Here is an 18,903-nt window from a genome sequence, read left to right on the forward strand (position 1 = left end):
TGCCTCGTGCTGCGCTGGGCTAGGCTGGCCGCGCCGCGACTGGCGAAGGTGGTCACCACCGGGGAGCGGCAACGGGCGGCTCGCGCAGCGGGCTCGCCCGCCGTTCACGGGGTCGTCCGCCTGGGCCTCGCGTCGCCACCGCCGCCCGAGCCAGAGGAGCGCAACGTGACCGACGTCCTGCCCACCCCCACCGCGGCCGCGGGGGTCACCGACCGGCCGCTGTCCGAGGTCGACCCGGAGATCGCCGCGGTCCTCGACGCCGAGCTGGGCCGTCAGCGCGACACGCTGGAGATGATCGCCAGCGAGAACTTCGCGCCGCGCGCCGTCCTGCAGGCCCAGGGTTCGGTGCTGACCAACAAGTACGCCGAGGGCTACCCGGGCAAGCGCTACTACGGCGGCTGCGAGCACGTCGACGTCGCCGAGGAGCTGGCCCGCACCCGCGCGAAGGAGCTGTTCGGCGCCGAGCACGCCAACGTGCAGCCGCACTCCGGCGCCAGCGCGAACGCTGCGGCCATGCACGCGTTCATCCGCGGCGGCGACGGCATCCTGGGCCTGGAGCTGGCCCACGGCGGCCACCTCACCCACGGCATGAAGATCAACTTCTCGGGCCGCATGTACGACGTCTCCGCCTACGGGGTGGACCCGCAGACGTTCCGCGTGGACATGGACGTCGTGCGCGCCACGGCGCTGTCGGCGCGGCCCAAGCTCATCATCGCCGGCTGGTCGGCGTACCCGCGGCAGCTCGACTTCGCCGCGTTCCGCGAGATCGCCGACGAGGTCGGCGCGCACCTCATGGTGGACATGGCCCACTTCGCGGGCCTGGTCGCCGCCGGGCTGCACCCCTCGCCGGTCCCGCACGCGCACGTGGTCACCTCCACCGTGCACAAGACCCTCGCCGGGCCCCGCTCGGGCCTGATCCTCACCACCGGCGAGTTCGCGAAGAAGATCGACTCCGCGGTGTTCCCCGGCCAGCAGGGCGGCCCGCTCATGCACGTCGTGGCCGCCAAGGCCGTGGCGTTCAAGGTGGCCGGCTCAGAGGAGTTCCGCGAGCGCCAGGAGCGCACCCTGGAGGGCGCGAAGATCATCGCCGAGCGCCTCACCGCGGCCGACGCGAAGCAGGCCGGCGTGTCCGTCCTGACCGGCGGCACCGACGTGCACCTGGTGCTGGTGGACCTGCGCGAGTCGCAGCTGGACGGCCAGCAGGCCGAGGACCGCCTGCACGAGGTCGGCATCACCGTGAACCGCAACGCGGTGCCGTTCGACCCGCGCCCGCCGATGGTCACCTCCGGCCTGCGCATCGGCACCCCGGCGCTTGCCACCCGCGGCTTCGGCGCGGCGGAGTTCACCGAGGTCGCCGACGTCATCGCGCAGGCCCTGAAGCCGCAGTTCGACGCGGAGGCGCTGCGCGCGCGCGTGGCGAAGCTGACCGAGGCGTTCCCGCTGTACCCGGCCGCGGAGACCTTCGCGTGAGCGCGGTCGTCCTCGACGGCAGGGCCGCCGCGGCGGCCGTGAAGGCCGACCTGAAGGAGCGCGTGGCGGTGCTGCGCGAGCGCGGCGTCGTGCCGGGCCTGGGCACCGTCCTGGTCGGTGACGACCCCGGCTCGGCGTCGTACGTGCGCGGCAAGCACCGCGACTGCGCCGAGGTCGGCATCTCCTCGATCCAGGTGGAACTGCCCGCCACCGCCACCCAGGGCGAGATCGAGTCGGAGATCGCGCAGCTGAACGCGAACCCGGACTGCACCGGGTTCATCGTGCAGCTGCCGCTGCCCAAGGGCGTCGACGCCAACCGGGTGCTGGAGATGGTCGACCCGGCCAAGGACGCCGACGGCCTGCACCCGACGAACCTGGGCCGGCTGGTGCTGCGGGTGGGCGAGGAGATCACCTCGCCGCTGCCGTGCACCCCGCGCGGCGTCATCGACCTGCTGCTGCGCCACGACGTCCCGCTGGACGGTGCGGAGGTCGTCGTCGTGGGGCGCGGGGTCACGGTGGGCCGCCCCATCGGGCTGCTGCTGACCCGCCGGCACCCCAACGCCACGGTCACCCTCTGCCACACCGGTACCAGGGACCTCGCCGCCCACCTGCGCCGCGCCGACGTGGTCGTCGCGGCGGCGGGCGTTCCGGGTCTGGTGACGAAGGACGTCGTCAAGCCGGGCGCCGCGGTCCTCGACGTGGGCGTCTCGCGCGTGCCGGACCCGGTCACGGGCAGGGCGAAGCTGACCGGGGACGTCGCCCTCGACGTGGCCGAGGTCGCCGGGTTCATGGCCCCCAACCCCGGCGGGGTGGGGCCGATGACGCGCGCGCTGCTGCTGACGAACGTGGTGGAGAGCGCCGAGCGGGCCGCCGGCCTGCGCTGACGCACCGCAGCGGCGCGTCACGGGCGGCGATCGCCCGTGCGGCCCGCGGGTGACGAACCTTGCGGTCGTGTGACGTCGGGCCGCTCGGCGCATGACCCGCCGGGGGCGGGGGGTACTGGTCCTGGCATGGACCTCGCCCCCGCCCCGAGCCCCACCCGCCGCGAACTGCTCGACCTGGCCCGTGAGCGCGGCGTCCCCGGGCGCGACCGGATGACGAAGGGTGAGCTGGCCCGGCACCTGGCCGGCGGCGCCACCGCGCAGGACGCGCCGGAGGCGGGGACGAACGCCGAGACCCACCCGGACCGCCAGCCCCCGATCGCCTCTCGGCTGGAGCCGTTCCGGCGCCTCGCGCAGGCCCGCGCGGACGGCGACATGGTGCTGCTGCCGCGCGTCCTGACCGGTGACGACCGGCGCGTCCACGTGCGCCAGACGATCCGGGAGGACCACCAGGTCCGCATCGCCCGCGGCGACGAGGAGTCTCGGGCGAAGTTCGACAAGCTCGCCGGTTCGCTGTTCAGCTTCTTCCGCGGCACGAGCCTGCTGTTCTACCGCGACATGGCCGGTGAGGACGCCTGGATGCCCACGGTCCTGGCAGCCGGTGACGTGCACCCCGACAACTTCGGTGTCCTGCCCAACCGCGACGAGGTGCCGGTCTTCGGCATCGACGACCACGACGAGGCGTTCTTCGCCCCGTTCACCTGGGACCTCAAGCGCGGCGCCACGGGTTTCGTCCTGGCCGCCGACGAGCTGGGGGGGAAGGGCCGCGGCAAGCAGCAGCGGATCGCCCGGGCGTTCGTGGAGGGCTACGTGGAGGCGATCGGCTCCTACGCCACCGAGGAGAACGAGCTCGAGCACGAGCTGCGCCGCGACAACTCCCCGAAGCTCGTCCGGGACCTCATCGACGACGCCCTGTCCCCGGGCCGCGCCCGGTGGCTGGCCGAGGGCTACCTCGACGAGCACCGCCGCGGGTTCAAGGCCAGCAAGAAGCTCGTGCCGGTCTCCAGCCGGCGCGAGGAGTTCCAGGGCGTCGTCGACCGGTACGTCGCCGCCAACGACCTCGACGTGCCCGAGCGCACCGCGGGGATGCGGGTGAAGGACGTCGCCGAGCGCAAGGGGCAGGGCACCGCGTCCCTGGGCCTGACCCGCTACTACGTCCTCGTCGAGGGGTGCACGGGCGACGGCACCGACGACGTGGTGCTGGAGTTCAAGCAGGCCCGTCGTTCCGCCCTGGACGGGCTGGTGCCGCCGTCCGACTTCGACTCCTCCGGCCACGGCGACCGGGTGGCGCACGCCCAGCGGGCCCAGCTGGCGCGCGCTGACGTCTTCTACGGCAGCGTCGAGCACGACGGGCTGAGCCTGCTGGTGCGCGAGCGCTCACCGCTGCGCAACTCCCTGGACCTGGGAGCCCTGTCCACCTCGCAGTGGGTGCAGTACGCCCGGGTCTGCGGAGGTGTCGTCGCGCAGGTGCACGCCCTGTCCGACGAGGGCGGCGGGCTGGACCACGACGTGGAACCGGCGATCACCGCCGCGATCGGTCCGGAGGAGCTGTTCGTCGACGACGTCGTGCGGTTCGCCGGTGAGGCCGCCGAGCGCGCCCGCGCCGACCACGCCGCCTTCCGCGCCGACCACGCGCTGGGGGCCTTCCGCCGGGTGGACGTCGTCTACCGCTGAGCGCGCCCCGGGGTGCTCGGCTGCCGGGTGGCCCCCCTGCCGGGCCGGCGCCCGGCCGGCGGGAGGATGGGCGGGTGCTCACCGTCGCCACCGTCAACGTCAACGGCATCCGCGCCGCCGCGCGCCGCGGCATGGCCTCCTGGCTCGCCGAGCGCGACCCGGACGTGCTGTGCCTGCAGGAGGTCCGCGCCCCCGACGAGGTCCTGGGCGCGGTGCTCGACGAGGCCCTGGGCGAGGGCTGGCACGTCGCGCACTGCGAGCCCACCGACGCCGGCACCAAGGGCCGCGCGGGCGTCGCGGTCGCCACCCGGCTGCCGGTGGGGGAGCAGCGCACCGCCCTGCACCCGCGCTTCGACGGCGCCGGCCGCTGGGTGGAGCTCGACGTCGAGACGCCGTCGGGCACGGTGACGGTGGTGTCGGTGTACGTGCACACCGGCGAGGCGGGAACCCCCAAGCAGGACGACAAGACCGCGTTCCTCGACGCGGTGACCGAGCGGCTGGAGCAGTTGCGCCGCAGCGGGAACCACGCCGTCGTGTGCGGCGACTACAACGTCGCCCACCGGAACGAGGACATCAGGAACTGGAAGGGCAACCTGAAGAAGGCGGGTTTCCTGCCCGAGGAGCGGGCGTACTACGACCGCTGGTTCGAGGCGGGCTGGGTGGACGTGGTGCGTTCCCTGCACCCCGGGGTGGAGGGTCCGTACTCCTGGTGGAGCTGGCGCGGCCAGGCGTTCGACCGCGACACCGGCTGGCGCATCGACCTGCACGTGGCGACCGAGGACCTCGCGGCGCGCGCGAGCGCCGCGGTGGTGGACCGCGCCGCCTCCTACGCGGAACGCTTCAGCGACCACGCCCCGGTCGTCGTCACCTACGACGTCTGACGCGCTCGCGCCACAGCCGCCACGCCCCGGTGCCCCACAGCGCCCACGCCACCAGCACCGGCTGGAACGCCAGGCGCACGGCGCGGGCGGTGTCGGAGTCCAGGCCGAACGCGTCGGTGCGGGTCACCAGCTGCGAGACGTTGCCGGGGAAGACCGCGACGAAGAACACCGCGGTCGTGGCGCCGACGACGGCACGCGCCGGCTGGCGCCAGGTGAGCAGCAGCGCCCCGCCGAGCGCGAGCTCGACGACCCCGGAGGCGAGGACGACGAGGTCCGGGTCCAGCGGGAGCCACGGCGGCACCTGCGCCTGGAACTCCTGCCGCAGCGTGGTCAGGTGGCCGGTGCCGGCACCGGCCAGCGCCAGGCCGAGAGCGGCCTGCGCGACGGCGCGCACGGCGCGGGAGCGCGGGGCCGGGCGCGCGTCGTCGGGCGCGCTCACGCCGTGACGGTCTCGAGGGTGACCTCGACGTTGCCGCGGGTGGCGTTGGAGTACGGGCAGACCCGGTGGGCGGCCTCGACGAGCTCCTCGGCCGCCGCCTGCTCCAGCCCGCCGAGCTCGACGTGCAGGGTGACCTCCAGCCCGAAGCCGCCGGCGCCGTTCGGGCCGATGCCGACCTCGGCGGTCACCGCGGAGTCGGTGAAGGTGCTCCCCCGCTCGCGGGCGACGGACTTCAGCGCGCTGTGGAAGCAGGCGGCGTAGCCGGCGGCGAAGAGCTGCTCGGGGTTCGTGGCGCCGCCGGGACCGCCCATCTCGCGGGGGAGGGCGAGGTCGAGGTCGAGCAGGCCGTCGTCGGTGCGGGCGTGGCCGGCGCGGCCCTCACCGGTGGCGGTGGCGACGGCGGTGTAGATCGCGGGCACGGGGTCCTCCGAAGGAGTAGAGAGAACGTTCGTTCTCCCTCAGTGGACACCGGTGGGCCGCCCGGGTCAAGCGGGCGCGGGCGCGGTTACCGTGGTCGGGTGACGACGGCGGTGAACGAGCACCCGCGCGCCGCGCGCCCCTCCGCGGCCCGGGACCGGCTGGTGCGCACCGCGTCCGCGCTGTTCTACGCCGAGGGGGTGCGCGCGGTCGGCGTCGACCGCGTCGTCGCCGAGGCCCGCGTGACCCGCGCGACCTTCTACCGGCACTTCCCCGGCAAGGAGGACCTGGTCGTCGCCTACCTCCGCGCGGTCGACGCCGTGGTGCGCGAGCAGGCCGGTCCCGTGCCGGAGGGCGCCGCGGCCGCGGCGGACTGGCTGCGCGGGCTGTCCGGGCGGCTCTCGCAGGAGCTGTGCGGCAGCGGCTTCCGCGGCTGCCCCTTCATCAACGCCGCCGCCGAGCACCCCGACGCGACCGGCCCCGTCCGCCGGGCCGTGCAGGTCCACCGGCGGTGGCTGACGGACACCGTCGCCGGGGCCTTCGAGCGCTCCGGCCACCCCGACCCGGCCGCGGCGGCGCAGCGCTGGCTCGTGCTGCGCGACGGTGCCACGGTCGCCGGCTACCTCGCCGACCCCGCCGCGGCCGCCGAGGCGCTGCGCGCCGGTGTGGAGGAGCTGCTCGCCGTCCGCTGAGCGGGGCCGCCGCCGCCCGTGCCCGCCCGTCGCACGGGCGGCGCACAGGATCACCACCGAACGTCCGACCTACCCGCGCCGCACGACCGACCCGCGAGGGCGCGCGGAGTGGTTGTCTGGCGTCGTGCTGACCACGGACGTCCCGGCGATCGAGTGCGCCGGGCTGAGCAAGGGGTTCGGCGAGGTGCGCGCGCTGGACGGCCTGACCGTCGCCTTCACCGCTCCCGCCACCGGCCTGCTGGGCGCCAACGGCGCCGGCAAGTCCACGTTCATGCGCGCCGCCCTCGGGCTGGTGCGGCCGGACTCCGGGACGCTGCGCGTGCTGGGGATGGACGCGGCCCGCGAGCGCGGCGAGGTGCGCCGGCGGGTGGGGTTCATGCCCGAGCACCCGTGCCTGCCGCTGGACATGTCGGCGCAGGAGGTGTGCGTGCACCTGGCCCGGCTGCGCGGGCTGGGGCGGCGCGACGCGGTGCGCCGCGCCAGCGAGGTGCTGTTCGCGGTCGGGCTGGAGGAGGAGCGCCGCCGGCCGGTGGGCACGTACTCGCTGGGCATGCAGCAGCGCACCAAGCTCGCGCAGGCGCTCGTGCACGGCCCGGAGCTCGTGCTGCTGGACGAGCCGACGTCGGGGCTGGACCCGGCGGGGCGCGAGGAGATGCTGCAACTGGTGCGGCGGCTCTCGCGCGACCTGGGGGTGCGGGTGGTGACCAGCTCGCACGTGCTGGACGACGTGGAGCGCACCTGCGACGAGGTCGTCGTGCTGCGCGCCGGTGCGCTGGCCGCGCAGCGCCCCGTGGCGGTGGGCCACGACCCCGGCGGCGCGGTGCGGGTGAGCGTCGGCGGGGACGTCGCGGCGTTCGCGGCCGCGCTGGCGCAGCGGCTGGAACCGCTGGGGGTGCGCGTCGCGCCGACGCCGGCGGGGGAGGTGGGGCTCAGCGCCGGCACGGACGCGGCGCTGGACGCGGTGCGGGACCTGGCCGCCGAGCAGGGCCGTGCGCTGGTGCGGCTGGTGAGCTCCGGGCGCGGCCTGGAGGACGTGGTGCTGGACGCGATGGAGGGGCGCGGTGAGCGGACCGGTGGCTGAGGTGCCGAGCGGGGCGTTCGACGGGGTTCCGGGCGGGGTGCCCGGCGGAGCGGGGGCGCCCCGGGCGGTGCTGCACGACGTGCGGTACTCGCGGTTCACGGGTGCGCTGCGCCCGCGGCGCAGCGCGGTGGGCGCGCTCGTGGCGGCGGGGGTGCGCCGGCCGCTGGGGCTGCGGCGCAGCGCGGGCGCGAAGGTGTGGCCGTTCCTGCTGCTGGCGGTGGCGTACATGCCGGCGCTGGCGGTGGTGGCGGTGCCGCTGCTGGTGCCGCAGGTGGGGGTGCAGCCCACCGAGCTCATCGGCTACCCGCAGCTGCTGGCGACGAACTCGGTGGTGGTGCTGGCGTTCGTCGCCACCGCGGTGCCCGCGGTGCTCACGCGCGACCGGCGCGACCGGGTGCTGTCGCTGTACTTCGCCACGGCGCTCTCGCGCGCGGAGTACGTGCTGGGGATGGCGCTGTCGGCGGTGGCGCTGCTGCTGCTGATCGTGCTGGGGCCGGCGCTGGTGCTGTTCGTCGGCTCGATCGCCACGGCGGACGACCCGGGGCGCTGGTTCGCCGACTCCGCCGGGGACCTGCCGCGCATCCTGCTGGCCTCGCTGGTGGTGGTGCTGCCGAACGCGGCGCTGGGGCTGGCGGTGGCGTCGCTGACGTCGCGGCGGGTCGTGGCCGTGGGCGGCTACCTGGCGGTGGTGCTGGTGGGGCCGGTGCTGACCCGCCTGGTGGCGGTGGTCGTGGAGGCGGACTGGCCGCTGGCGTTCGACCCGGCCGGCGGCCCGGTGCTGCTGGCGACGACGGTGGTGGACGGCTCGCCCGCTCCGCAGGGCGCGCTGGCGTGGGTGGTGTGGGCGGCGCTGGTCGTCGCGGGCTCGGCCGTCCTGGTCGGCCGCTACGGCAGGGGGGAGGACGCGTGAGCGCGACGGTGAGCGGAACAGCGGGCGGCCCGGTGGGCGCGGTGGGGGGTGCGTCGGCGCGCGCCGTGGTGGAGGTGGACGGCGTCAGCCGCTGGTTCGGCGACACGGTGGCCCTGTCGGACGTGTCGTTCTCCCTGGGGCCGGGCGTCACCGGCCTGCTCGGGCACAACGGCGCGGGCAAGTCCACGGTGCTCTCGCTGCTGGCGGGGGTCGTGCGGCCCAGCCAGGGGCGGGTGCGGGTGCTGGGCGGCGACCCGCACGCCGAGCAGGGCGTGCACCGCGCCCTGGGCGTCGTGCCCGACGGGGAGGGCACCTGGGCGCACGCCACCGCCCACGCCCAGGTGGCGTTCCTGGCCCGCCAGCGCGGTGTGCGGGACGCTTCCTCGGCGGCCGCGGCCGTGCTGCGCCGGGTGGGCCTGGGCGAGGCCGCGCACCGCCGGGTGGGCGGCTTCTCCAAGGGGATGCGCCAGCGGGTGCGCCTGGCGCAGGCCCTCGTGCACGACCCGCAGGTGCTGCTGCTGGACGAGCCGTTCAACGGCCTGGACCCCGCGCAGCGCCGCGCCGACGTGGACCTGGTGGCGGCCCTCGGCGAGGAGGGGCGCACGGTGCTGGTGTCCTCGCACGTGCTGGCCGAGGTGGAGCGGATGGCGCAGCGGGTGCTCGTCGTCGTCAACGGCCGCCTGGTCGCCGAGGGGGAGCCCGCCGCGATCCGCGACCTGCTGGTGGACCGCCCGCGCAGCGTCCACCTGGACGGCCCGCGCGTGCTGGAGCTGGCCGGGCTGCTGCTGGCGGAGGGCGTCGTGGAGTCCGTGCAGCGCGACGCGAGCGGTCGCGGCGGCGTGCTGGTGCAGGCGCCGCGCGCCACCGCGCTGGCCGAGGCGGTGCCGGCGCTGGCGCGGCGGGTGGGCGCCACCCTGCGGCGGGTGGAACCGGTGGGTGAGGACCTGGAGAGCACGTTCGCGCACCTGGTGCGCCGGGCGAGGGGAGCGGGCAGGTGAGCGCCACGACGGGTGCGACGACGGGCGGGACGGCGGGCGGGGGCGGGACGGCGGGCGGCGCCGCGCGGGTCCGGGGCGGCTCCGGGGGGTTCTCCACGACCCTGTTCGGCTTCTCGCTGCGGGGCCTGCTGGTGCGCGGGCGCACCGCGGCGCTGGCGCTGCTGCCGCTGGCGGTGGCGGCCGTGGCCGTGGTGGTGCTGGCCGCCACCAGCGTGCCCGCCCGCTACGGGCTGCAGACGACGCTGGCGGGGGACCTGCTGGTGGGGCTGGTGGTGCCGATCGTCGCGCTCGTGCTGGGCACCGGCGCGTTCGGCGACGAGCGCGAGAGCGGCACGCTGCCGCTGCTGCGGAACCTGGTGCGGCCCCGCTGGCACGTCGTGGTGGCGCGCACGGCGGCGGCCTGGGTGTCCACGGTCGTGGTGTGCGTGCCGGCGGTCGTGGCGTGCGCGGTGGTGGGGACCTCGATCAGCCTGCCCGCCGGCGAGGTGGTCGCCGGCCTGGTGCTGGCCACGGCGCTGACCTCGGCGGCGTACTGCGCCCTGTTCGTGCTGCTGTCGCTGCTGGCGCGGCGCGGCCTGCTGGCGGGCCTGGCCTACGTGGTGCTGTGGGAGACGTTCCTGGCGGGGCTGGCGCCCGCGCTGCGGGGGCTGTCGATCGGCTCCTACGGCCGCCGCGTCGTCACCCTCGCCACCCCCGGCGACGTGCCGCTGGGCACGGTCGCCGCCTCGGGGGTGACGACGTCGGCGCTGGTGCTCGCCGGGGTGGCCGTCGTGGCGGTCGTGCTGGCGTCGTGGCGGCTGCAGCGCATGGACGTCACCTCCGACGGCGGCTGAGGGCGCTCAGCCGGCCGTCGCCGGGTCCACCAGCTCGCCGCGTCGCGAGCGCCGGGCCAGCGCCACGAGCAGCGGGACCTTGACCCACCCGGACAGCAGGACGGCCGCCGCCGCCACCGCCGCGACGGCGGTGGCGCCCGTCAGGGCCCCGGCGGCCACCAGCCCGAGCAGGACCGCGCCGCTGGACGTGCAGGTCACCTCCGTGGACGCGGTCCCGAAGCCCTGCAGGCGCCCCCCGACCGGTCCGGCGTCCAGGCGGAAGGCGCCGGGCACGCGCGCCGGCCTCGGCGAGGCCGGGTGCTCCGGGTCCACCAGGGAGATCTCCCCGCCGGGGTCGGCCGCCCCCGGCCACGGCACGGACGCCGGCCCCTCGCCGCGGGCGGGCAGCAGGGGGACGCCGAGCGCGTCGGCCAGGTCCTGGTCGTCGCCGGGCCCCGCGCACCAGTCGCGCACCGGCAGGGCGGCCAGGAGCAGTCCGCCGGCCGTCTCCAGCAGGACGTGGTCGCGGTCCCCGCCCGGGCGCACCCGGCGCACGGCGGCGACGGCCTGCGCACCGGCGCCCGGGATCCAGCGCTGGGTGCCCAGGTGCCGCAGGACCAGGTCCCCGCGGGTGTCGCGGCCGATGCCGGCGCTGCCGGGGCGACCCATGCGCGTCGCCCCGGGGACCCTGCGCGGCGTCCACACGCGCTCCAGCACCCGGCCGGTGCGCAGCTCGCGCAGCAGCACGGGCGACTGGCGGACGGTCACGGCGGTGGCGGCGGCGAGCGCGGGCAGCAGCCACAGCACCAGGGCCGCCCGGACGGGCCAGGTGGTGCCGCCGGTCCACCCCGCCACCAGCCCCGCGAGGAGCAGGGGGGTGAGGGCGAGGTGCAGCCGGGCGAGCCGCCGCACGACGCGCGCGGTGCGCCGCCAGGGCGCGTCGGGCAGCTCGACGCGCCGCGCACCGGCCAGGCCGCCCCGCGCGGTGACGTCGGCGTGCGCGGCGCGCGCGCCGGCGTCGGGGGACAGGACGCGCACCGGGACACCGGCCTCCGCGAGCACGTCGAGCCAGCCGGACGCCTCGGCGGCCTGGCGCACGTCGCGCAGGTCGACGTCGAAGCCGGTGCCCAGCGGGTACCCGCCGGGCGGTTGCGGCGCCTCCTGCCGCGGGGTGGCCCAGTACAGCCCGCCGCGCGGGGAGGCGCGTTCCGCCGTCTCGCGCAGGCGCCCCCACTCGTCGAGGTCGACGACGTGGCGCACGCGCCCGGCGGTGCGCAGCAGCAGCACGCCCCAGTCGCCGCCGAGGTCGCGGCGCACGTCCTGTCCGGCGCCGCGCAGGTCGACGAGGAGGGCGTCGACGACGGGGTCGGCACCGCCGAGCTCGAAGCGCTGCTCGCGGCCGGTGCCGGTGAGGACGATCGCGCCGTCGCGGTACCGCGCCCGGCACCGGGCGGCCACCCAGCGCCAGGGCCGGTCCCGGTCGGCGGGGACGGCCACGGCGCCGGGTGGCCGCACGGTGCGGGTGGGGTCCTCGCTGCTGAGCCGGGTCACGGTGTGCTCCTCGTCCTGTCCACCCCCGGGGTGGCGGAGGTGGTGGGGGTGGCGGGTCGGTGCGGGGTGTCCGTCGCCCGGTCAGCGCACGTGGACGGCGACCGACCGGGCGAGCTCGTCCACGGCCCGCTCCGTCCCCGGGGCCGGTGCGAGCACCGACCAGGCCGCGCGCAGGAGCACGCGGGTGCGCTCGTCGGCGTCGGGGCGCACGACGTGCGTGAGTTCCGCCCACCCCTCGTGGGGGTCCCCGCCGGTGGCGGGCGCGACGCCGGTGAGGAGCCGCACGGCGGCGCCGGCCGGCAGCCGCACCGGTGTCGCGGTGCCCGCGGCGGCAGGCCCGGGGCGCTGCGCGCGGGCGGCCAGGTCGTCGGCCTCGGCCACCGCGTCCGGGTCCGCGGCCACCTGCGCGAAGGCCCACGCCGTCGCCGGGCGGCACCCGTCGGGCAGGTGCGCCAGCGCCACGCCCGGCCCGTCACCGAGCACGTCGCGGGCCTGCTCGACGAGGGCGGCCAGGTACCCGCTGGCCCGCGCCGCGGACGGGTCGTCGCCGGCGTCCCCGCCACCGGCGGTGCCCGTCCAGCGGTGCGCGGCGAGCGCCCACCCGGCGGCGTCCACGGTGCGCTCGCGCGGCAGCACGAGCCAGCCCTGCGCCCCCAGCTCCAGCCGCACCCCGCGCTCGCGCGGTCCGGCCGTCACGCCGCCGCCTCCCCGGTCCAGCGCAGCGAGCGCGCGATCACGTCGAACAGCTCCACGAGGGGCTCCTCCAGGGGGCCGGGGACGGTGGTGCCGGCCAGCACGAGCACCGCCGGCGACAGGCCCGGCGCGGCGGGGACGGGCACGAAGTGCTCCAGCAGGCAGCAGCGGGCCGCGTCGTCCGCGCCCTGGCCGGCGCCCGTGGTGCGCCGGCGCCGCACGGCGTCCCCGGCGGGCAACCGGCTCACGGTCACGTCGCCGGAGCCGCTCAGGCGCTCGTGCAGCTCCCGCGGCCCCGGCCGGCCCGGCAGCGCGTGCACGAGCAGGGACGCGGGCACCACCACGCCCCCCACGGGCCGCACCGACAGGTGCGCCTCCAGGCCGCCGAGGTCGTGGGCCCGGGAGACCTGCTCGAGCAGCAGGGCGGTGGCGCGCCGGCGTGCCACCGGCTGGTCGTCCAGGCCGGCGAACTGGCGGGCGACGAGGTCGCGCACCACCCGGTCGCGGTGCGGGGAGGTCAGGTCCACCCGGTCCCAGGCGGCCGGGACCGTCAGCCGGTAGCCGAGGCGCTGCGGCGCCGCGGCGCTCACCGGGACACCGCCGCGTCGACGAGCTGACCGGTCCGCTCGGTGACCCCTCCCACCGTCCACGGCGGGTCCTGCCCGTCCGCCGCGGTCAGGTCGTGGGCCGCCTGGTGCGCGCCGTCCAGCGCGAGGCCGACGGTGCGGGCCGCGGTGGCGGCGACCTGCCCGCTCAGCTCCACGGCGCCGGCCCGCCCGGCCAGCACCGTCTGGTGCACGGAGGCGCCGACCACGGAGTCCGCGAAGAGCCCCGCGACCTGCGCGGGGGTCAGCGCCCCCAGCTCGGCGCCGAGGTCCCCGCGCCGCAGCTTCGCGACGGCGTCCGCGCTCTCGCGCCAGGCCTCCCCGGGCACGTCGAGGAACTCGCGCAGGGACGGCGGTCGCAGCCGGGCGTTCGCCAGCGCCAGGCCGGTGGCCGCGTCGGGGTCCCGGGCCCGCCACGCCGCGCGGGTGCGGGCGGTGACGTCGTCCACGGCGTTGCCGGAGATCCCCCAGGCCCGTGCCAGGGCGTTGCGCGCCGGGGTGGAGAGCCGGTCGGTGGCCATGGCCAGGGCGGTGCGCGCCGTGTCCACGGGGGCGCCGGTGGCGAGGCGGCCGTGCACGGACCCGCCCTCGCGGGCGACGCGGGCGGCCATGGCGGTCTGCGCGGCGCGCCCGGCGCGCGCGGCCGTGAAGGCCGTCGAGAGGGTCGGGCCGACCGCCTTCAGGCTCAGCGCGGCGGCCCGGCCGACGCCGAAGGTCAGCAGGCCGACGACGTCGACGGCCAGGTCCACCCAGTCGCCGTCCCCGGAGACGAACAGGGCGGTGTGCAGCAGGAGCGTCAGCACCGACAGGGTCAGGGCGGCCAGGCCCAGGACCGCGGCCAGGGCCTGGCCGACCACGGGGATCCAGCCGACGGACAGGGCCAGCAGACCCAGCGCGGCGGAGACCTTCCCCAGCAGGTCGGCCCACTTCGAGACGTCCTCGGCCCGCTCGTGGACGGCCTGCTGCACGTCGTCCCACCAGGAGTCGGCCAGGGGGTCGCCGTCGCAGGCCTCGTCGATCGCGGTGCGGGCGCGGGCCGCGGCGCGGTCGCGCAGCTCGACGGCCTCCGCCAGCCGCTCCCGGGCGGTCTGCAGATCACCGGCGGCGAGGGCGGCGGCGCGCTGCGCGCTGGAGCGGGCCGAGGTCCGCTCACGCTCGGCCCGGGCGTGGGCGTCGGCGGCCACCGGGTCGGCGGGGTCCGCGGGGGCCGGTGCGGGCGTGGCGTGCGCGGCGGCGACCGCCTCGGCGGCCCGCTGCCGCTCCTCGGCGTCGCGCGCGTCCTGCAGGGCTCGGGCGCTCTCGCTCTGCGCCTCCTCCAGCTCGGGCCAGTAGGCGCCGAGGGCGGCGGCGGTGCGCCGGTAGCGCTCGACCGCACCGGTCAGCCGGGTGGACAGGTCGGTGGCCTTCTCCTCCAGGGCGTCGACGGTCTTCGCGACGGCCGTGCTCGAGCGGGCCAGGTGCCGCAGGGCCCCGGCCTGCTCCTCCAGCCCGCGGGCGACCGCTTCCACGCGCTTCGCGGTCTCGGCCACGGCGACGGGGTCGCCGGGCACGGGGTCGGTCGCGGCCAGGGGGTGCCAGCCGGTGGGCCGGCGGCTCACGCGGCACCGCCCAGGCCCTCGGCGAGCGAGCGCTCGGTGCCGTCGAAGGTGCTCACGCACTCGCGCAGGTGGCCCGCGAACTCCTCGACGGCCCGCCCCAGCTCGTCGCGGCGGCGGGTGGAGGACTCGGCGAACCGGCGCAGCGCCGCGGCCGCGCCGTCGTGCCCGAGGTCGCCGGCGCCGTCGCCGGCGAGGGTGTCGGTGCCGGCCAGCGCGCGGGCGACGGCGTCCAGACCGGTGGCGGCCCTCTCCAGGTCGGTCGTGTCCAGTCGCAGGTCGGGCACGTGCGGTCCTCCCGGGGTCGCGGTGGTGCGCCGGGGTCCCGGGCTCACCCCAGGGTGCCGCCGCGCCCTCCCGGCTCCGGCCGGGGCGTCGGTGCGGGAACCCGACCGGAGCACCGCGCTCGCCCGGACGGAGCGCACGCCGTCGCGCTGCGTCCCCGCTCCCTCACCGTCGACCCGGGTCCGGGGACCGGTCCACCGCCCGGCGGCGGGGTCGCGGCGAGCGCACCGCGTCCGGTGCCACGGCGCCCTGCTCGGCCACGTCCAGCAGGAAGGAGCCGTCGGGGCCGAGGTCGGGCGTGAGCACCAGCCGCCAGGCGGCCGGCGTGCGCGGAACCTCCCCGGCGTCGACGCCGTGGGTGCGCAGCCAGCGCCGGTCGGCCTCCACGCGCGAACGCCACGCGCGCCGGTTCAGCCACCAGGACGCGGCCAGGACCGCGCCGGAGAGCAGCGCGGAGGTCGCCACCGCCGCGACGCCCCACCCGTGCACCCGCTCGATGCTGCCCACCTCCGGCCGCCGCCCGGCCAGCACCGGGCGGACGCGCGGTGAACCGCGGGCGAACGCGCGGGGGAGGCGGTGCCGGTGCGGGCCGGTTCCGCCTCAGGCGTCCCGGCCGGCCCCCACCGAGGGCAGCGCGCGCAGGAACTGCGGCGCCCGCAGGCGCGCTGCGGCGAAGGCGTCGGCCACGGCGGCGGCGACCGTCCCGGCCGCGTCCTGCTCCACCAGGGCGACCGCGGACCCGCCGAACCCGCCACCGGTCATCCGGGCCGCCAGCGCCCCGGCGGCGCGGGCGGTGTCCACCGCGAGGTCCAGCTCCCGGCAGGAGACCTCGTAGTCGTGGCGCAGCGACTCGTGCGAGGCGTCCATCAGCTCGGCGACCTCCCGCACGCGCCCCGCGCGCAGCAGCTCCGCGGTGCGGGCCACCCGCTCGATCTCGGTGACGGCGTGGCGCACCCGCCGCTGCAGCACCGGCGCGCCCGGCTCACCGGCCAGCCGCTCCAGGGCGTCGTCGAGGTCGGCGGGGGCGATCGCCCGCAGGTCCGGCACGCCCAGCACGCGCGCGGCCCGCTCGACGTCGGCGCGGCGCGCGCCGTACTCACCGCCGGAGTGCGAGTGCGCGGCGCGGGTGTCCACCACCAGCAGCGCCAGCCCCGCACCGGCCAGGTCCAGCGGGACGTGCTCGACGGTGTCGTCGCGGGTGTCCAGCAGGATCGCCCCGCCGGCCCGGCAGCGCAGCGAGGCGGCCTGGTCCATGCCGCCCGTGCTGGCGCCGGCCACGACGTTCTCGGCCTGCACGCACGCCCCGGCCAGTTCCGCGCGTCCGGCGTCGTCGGTGGGCAGTTCCGCGAGGTCGGCCAGGGCGATGGCCACCGCGCACTCCAGCGCCGCCGACGACGACAGCCCCGAGCCCAGCGGCACGTGCCCGTCCACGACGGCGTCGAAGCCGTGCTCGTGGCCCATCGCCCACGGCACCCCGGCGACGTACGCGGCCCACCCGGCGGGGGAACCGGGGCCGACCTCGGCCAGGGAGCCCTCCCAGTCCGCCCCCGACTCCTGCGCCGAGCGGACCCGCACGACGTCGTCGTGACGGGGGCTGAGCGCCACGAACGTGCGGTGCGGCAGCGCCAGCGGCAGGCACAGCCCACCGGTGTAGTCGACGTGCTCGCCGATGAGGTTCACCCGCCCCGGCGCCGACCACACGCCCTCCGGGCTCTCCCCGTACGTGTCGCGGTACGCGTCGGCGACGGCCTCGGCGGCCTCGGCGCGCTCCGGGGCCTGGAAGAACGCGGGGGTGCTCACGCGGCCACCTCCCGCAGCCGCGCCGCGACCTTCTCCGGGGTGGTGTCGTTGATCCACGCGGCCATCGCGGACTCCGAGCCGGCCAGGTACTTCACCTTGCCGGGGCCGCGCAGGACGCTGAAGACCTGCAGGTGCAAGCGGAACTCCTCACGCCCGGTGCGCACCGGGGCCTGGTGCCAGCCGGCGATGTACGGCAGCGGGTGGTCGTCGGGGTAGTAGCGGTCCAGCCGGCCCAGCAGGTCCAGGTAGGCGGTGACCAGGTCGGCGCGCTCGGCGTCGTCCAGGGCCGGCAGGTCCGGCACGTCGCGGTGCGGGGCCAGGTGCACCTCCACGGGCCAGCGGGCCGCCGCGGGCACGTACGCGGTCCAGTGCTCGGTCTGCAGGACGACGCGGGTGCCGGCGCGGCGCTCGGCGTCCAGGACGTCGCGGAACAGGTTGCGGCCGGTGGCCGCGCGGTGCTCGGCGGCGCGAGCCAGCATCGTGCGCGTGCGCGGTGTCACGTAGGGGTAGCCGTAGATCTGCCCGTGCGGGTGGGGCAGGGTGACGCCGATCTCCACGCCGCGGTTCTCGAAGCAGAACACCTGCTCCACGCCCGGCGTGCGGGCCAGCCCCTCGGTGCGGTCCACCCACGCCTCCACGACGGTGCGCGCGCGCCGCGGCGGCAGCGTGGCGAACGACCCGGCGCTGTCGCTGGTGAAGCAGATGACCTCGGTGCGGCCGATCCCGGGCCGCACCGGCCACAGCTCCTCGCCGTCCACGAGCCCGGGTTCGCCGCCGACCCGGGTGGAGAAGGAGGGGAAGCGGTTCTCGAACACCACGACGTCGTAGCTGGAGTCGGCGATCTCGGTGGGGAAGCCCCCCGGCACGGTGGGGGCCAGGGGGTCCTGGTCCGGCGGCGGCATGAGGGTGCGGTCGTTGCGGTGCGAGGCCATGGCGATCCAGTCGCCGGTCAGCGGGTCGTACCGCACCTGCGAACCGCCGCGCACGACCTCGTCGGCCGGCGGCAGCGGGCGCGAGTCCACCGCGTCGCGGGGGCGCTCACCGGACAGCCACGGGTCGGTGTCGTCGAAGTGGATGAGCTCGCGGCCGTCGGCCATGCGCGTGGAGGTGCGGCGGAACTCGTGGGTGGCGCTGCGGTGCAGGCCGTCCTCGGGGGCGTGCCCGGGGCCGGGGGTGGTGCTCACGCGTTCTCCTCCTGGGGTGCGGTGGTGCCGGCGGGGACCTCGGCCAGCAGCAGGTGGCCGGTGCGCTCGGCGAGCGCGCGGCGGGCGTCGGCGGGCAGGCCGTCGTCGCTGACGAGGACGTCGACCTCCTCCAGCGTCGCGATCGTGGTCAGGCCCACCACGCCCCACTTCGTGGCGTCGGCCACCACGACGACGCGGGAGGCGGCGGCCACGAGGGCGCGGTCGGTGTCGCCCTCGACGAGGTTCGGGGTGGTCAGCCCGGCGCGCCCGTCCACGCCGTGCACGCCCAGGAACAGGTGGTCCACGTGCAGGTCCTGCAGGCTGCGCACGGCCACCGGCCCCACGAGCGCGTCGGAGGGGGTGCGGATCCCGCCGGTCAGCACGACGGTGCGGTCGGTGCGCGCGGGGTCGTGCAGCAGTTCCGCGGCGGGCGGGGAGTTCGTGACCACGGTCAGGCCGGGCACGTCGCGCAGGTGCCGGGCGACCTCCACGGTGGTCGTGCCGGCGGACAGCGCCACCGAGGCGCCGGGCTCGACCAGGGAGGCGGCCAGCGCGCCGATGGCCCGCTTCTGCGCGGTCTGGATCGTGGACTTGGCGGCGAAACCGGGCTCTGCGCTGCTGCCCGCGGCGGCGGCCCCGCCGTGCACCCGCTCGACCAGCCCGCGCCGGGCCAGCTCGGCGATGTCGCGGCGCACCGTCATGTCCGAGACGCCGAGCTGCTCGACGAGGTCGGCGACGCGCACGCCGCCGCGGCGGCGCACGGCGTCCAGGATCGCCTCCTGGCGGCTGCGGGCGAGCACGGCGGGGCACTCCTCCTCACGGGCCGGCGACCGGTCGAGGATGCCCCTGCGGGCCTGCGGAGTCAACACGGCCGAACACGGACGAACAACCGACGTGTTCGTTGCTGTGCGTCGCTGTTGACGCAGGGGCCCCGG

20 protein-coding genes are annotated in these 18,903 nt (G+C 77.4%); 9 read left to right on the forward strand and 11 right to left on the reverse strand.

Annotated elements, in window-relative coordinates:
• Nucleotides 1–165 precede the first annotated feature (165 nt).
• The 4 genes from glyA (at nucleotide 166) to ACRYR9_RS08805 (ending at nucleotide 4,906) form a co-directional block, all read left to right on the forward strand.
• On the forward strand, nucleotides 166–1,470 hold the full coding sequence (gene glyA, locus ACRYR9_RS08790) for a serine hydroxymethyltransferase (protein ID WP_432495886.1): 1,305 nt from the start codon (nucleotides 166–168) through the stop codon (nucleotides 1,468–1,470).
• Nucleotides 1,467–2,354 (forward strand): bifunctional methylenetetrahydrofolate dehydrogenase/methenyltetrahydrofolate cyclohydrolase, encoded by an 888-nt coding sequence (locus tag ACRYR9_RS08795; RefSeq protein WP_432495888.1) that lies wholly within the window; start codon nucleotides 1,467–1,469, stop codon nucleotides 2,352–2,354. The genes glyA and ACRYR9_RS08795 overlap by 4 nt, the downstream gene beginning before the upstream one ends.
• A 126-nt stretch (nucleotides 2,355–2,480) precedes the next feature.
• Entirely contained in the window at nucleotides 2,481–4,025 is a 1,545-nt protein-coding gene (locus ACRYR9_RS08800) for a DUF2252 domain-containing protein (RefSeq protein WP_432495890.1), read from the forward strand.
• 74 nt (nucleotides 4,026–4,099) lie between these two features.
• Nucleotides 4,100–4,906, forward strand: coding sequence for an exodeoxyribonuclease III (locus ACRYR9_RS08805; RefSeq protein ID WP_432495893.1), 807 nt, complete (start codon nucleotides 4,100–4,102; stop codon nucleotides 4,904–4,906).
• On the opposite strand, the gene ACRYR9_RS08810 is transcribed toward ACRYR9_RS08805, so the two are convergent.
• Together ACRYR9_RS08810 and ACRYR9_RS08815 are read right to left on the reverse strand one after the other, a co-directional pair.
• Nucleotides 4,890–5,345, reverse strand: coding sequence for a DoxX family protein (locus ACRYR9_RS08810; RefSeq protein WP_432495896.1), 456 nt, complete (start codon nucleotides 5,343–5,345; stop codon nucleotides 4,890–4,892). The genes ACRYR9_RS08805 and ACRYR9_RS08810 overlap by 17 nt on opposite strands.
• Nucleotides 5,342–5,764, reverse strand: coding sequence for an organic hydroperoxide resistance protein (locus ACRYR9_RS08815; RefSeq protein ID WP_432495898.1), 423 nt, complete (start codon nucleotides 5,762–5,764; stop codon nucleotides 5,342–5,344). Before ACRYR9_RS08815 ends, ACRYR9_RS08810 begins: the two co-directional genes overlap by 4 nt.
• Nucleotides 5,765–5,863: 99 nt before the next feature.
• Between ACRYR9_RS08815 and ACRYR9_RS08820 the strand changes: the two genes are divergently transcribed.
• From ACRYR9_RS08820 to ACRYR9_RS08840, 5 genes are all read left to right on the forward strand, one after another.
• The gene (locus tag ACRYR9_RS08820) at nucleotides 5,864–6,454 is read left to right on the forward strand and encodes a TetR/AcrR family transcriptional regulator (protein WP_432495901.1); all 591 of its coding nucleotides are present in this window, start codon (nucleotides 5,864–5,866) and stop codon (nucleotides 6,452–6,454) included.
• Nucleotides 6,455–6,578: 124 nt separating this feature from the next.
• The gene (locus ACRYR9_RS08825) at nucleotides 6,579–7,535 is read left to right on the forward strand and encodes an ABC transporter ATP-binding protein (RefSeq protein WP_432495903.1); all 957 of its coding nucleotides are present in this window, start codon (nucleotides 6,579–6,581) and stop codon (nucleotides 7,533–7,535) included.
• Nucleotides 7,516–8,445, forward strand: coding sequence for a hypothetical protein (locus ACRYR9_RS08830; protein ID WP_432495905.1), 930 nt, complete (start codon nucleotides 7,516–7,518; stop codon nucleotides 8,443–8,445). Before ACRYR9_RS08825 ends, ACRYR9_RS08830 begins: the two co-directional genes overlap by 20 nt.
• Nucleotides 8,442–9,443 carry an ABC transporter ATP-binding protein gene (locus tag ACRYR9_RS08835; RefSeq protein WP_432495907.1) on the forward strand — a complete coding sequence of 334 codons (1,002 nt, stop codon included), beginning with the start codon at nucleotides 8,442–8,444 and terminating at the stop codon, nucleotides 9,441–9,443. Before ACRYR9_RS08830 ends, ACRYR9_RS08835 begins: the two co-directional genes overlap by 4 nt.
• Nucleotides 9,440–10,276 (forward strand): ABC transporter permease, encoded by an 837-nt coding sequence (locus tag ACRYR9_RS08840; RefSeq protein ID WP_432495910.1) that lies wholly within the window; start codon nucleotides 9,440–9,442, stop codon nucleotides 10,274–10,276. The genes ACRYR9_RS08835 and ACRYR9_RS08840 overlap by 4 nt, the downstream gene beginning before the upstream one ends.
• Before the next feature lie 6 nt (nucleotides 10,277–10,282).
• Here the strand turns inward: ACRYR9_RS08840 and ACRYR9_RS08845 are convergent, their stop codons facing one another.
• From ACRYR9_RS08845 to ACRYR9_RS08885, 9 genes are all read right to left on the reverse strand, one after another.
• Nucleotides 10,283–11,806, reverse strand: a complete 1,524-nt coding sequence (locus tag ACRYR9_RS08845; protein WP_432495913.1) for a hypothetical protein — start codon at nucleotides 11,804–11,806, stop codon at nucleotides 10,283–10,285.
• A gap of 81 nt (nucleotides 11,807–11,887) precedes the next feature.
• The gene (locus ACRYR9_RS08850) at nucleotides 11,888–12,502 is read right to left on the reverse strand and encodes a hypothetical protein (RefSeq protein ID WP_432495915.1); all 615 of its coding nucleotides are present in this window, start codon (nucleotides 12,500–12,502) and stop codon (nucleotides 11,888–11,890) included.
• A complete protein-coding gene (locus tag ACRYR9_RS08855) occupies nucleotides 12,499–13,089 on the reverse strand; it encodes a hypothetical protein (protein ID WP_432495917.1) in 591 nt (196 codons plus the stop codon). The genes ACRYR9_RS08850 and ACRYR9_RS08855 overlap by 4 nt, the downstream gene beginning before the upstream one ends.
• On the reverse strand, nucleotides 13,086–14,702 hold the full coding sequence (locus tag ACRYR9_RS08860; RefSeq protein ID WP_432495919.1) for a hypothetical protein: 1,617 nt from the start codon (nucleotides 14,700–14,702) through the stop codon (nucleotides 13,086–13,088). The genes ACRYR9_RS08855 and ACRYR9_RS08860 overlap by 4 nt, the downstream gene beginning before the upstream one ends.
• Nucleotides 14,699–14,986, reverse strand: a complete 288-nt coding sequence (locus ACRYR9_RS08865) for a hypothetical protein (RefSeq protein ID WP_432495921.1) — start codon at nucleotides 14,984–14,986, stop codon at nucleotides 14,699–14,701. Before ACRYR9_RS08865 ends, ACRYR9_RS08860 begins: the two co-directional genes overlap by 4 nt.
• Before the next feature lie 163 nt (nucleotides 14,987–15,149).
• Nucleotides 15,150–15,473 carry a hypothetical protein gene (locus ACRYR9_RS08870; protein ID WP_432495923.1) on the reverse strand — a complete coding sequence of 108 codons (324 nt, stop codon included), beginning with the start codon at nucleotides 15,471–15,473 and terminating at the stop codon, nucleotides 15,150–15,152.
• A gap of 111 nt (nucleotides 15,474–15,584) precedes the next feature.
• Nucleotides 15,585–16,784: a galactokinase gene (gene galK / locus ACRYR9_RS08875; RefSeq protein ID WP_432495925.1), complete on the reverse strand. Its 1,200-nt coding sequence runs from the start codon at nucleotides 16,782–16,784 to the stop codon at nucleotides 15,585–15,587.
• The gene (gene galT / locus ACRYR9_RS08880) at nucleotides 16,781–17,881 is read right to left on the reverse strand and encodes a galactose-1-phosphate uridylyltransferase (RefSeq protein WP_432495943.1); all 1,101 of its coding nucleotides are present in this window, start codon (nucleotides 17,879–17,881) and stop codon (nucleotides 16,781–16,783) included. The genes galK and galT overlap by 4 nt, the downstream gene beginning before the upstream one ends.
• Nucleotides 17,882–17,964: 83 nt before the next feature.
• The gene (locus tag ACRYR9_RS08885) at nucleotides 17,965–18,768 is read right to left on the reverse strand and encodes a DeoR/GlpR family DNA-binding transcription regulator (RefSeq protein WP_432495927.1); all 804 of its coding nucleotides are present in this window, start codon (nucleotides 18,766–18,768) and stop codon (nucleotides 17,965–17,967) included.
• Nucleotides 18,769–18,903 lie beyond the last annotated feature (135 nt).

Origin of the sequence: Kineococcus auxinigenes (genome assembly GCF_050871525.1) — a bacterium.
Classification (GTDB): domain Bacteria; phylum Actinomycetota; class Actinomycetes; order Actinomycetales; family Kineococcaceae; genus Kineococcus.

Coding starts and splice junctions, on each gene's coding strand:
- ACRYR9_RS08800 (WP_432495890.1), top strand. CDS start 2,481: ATGGACCTCGCCCCCGCCCCGAGCCCCACCCGCCGCGAACTGCTCGAC.
- galT (WP_432495943.1), bottom strand. CDS start 17,881: ATGGCCGACGGCCGCGAGCTCATCCACTTCGACGACACCGACCCGTGG.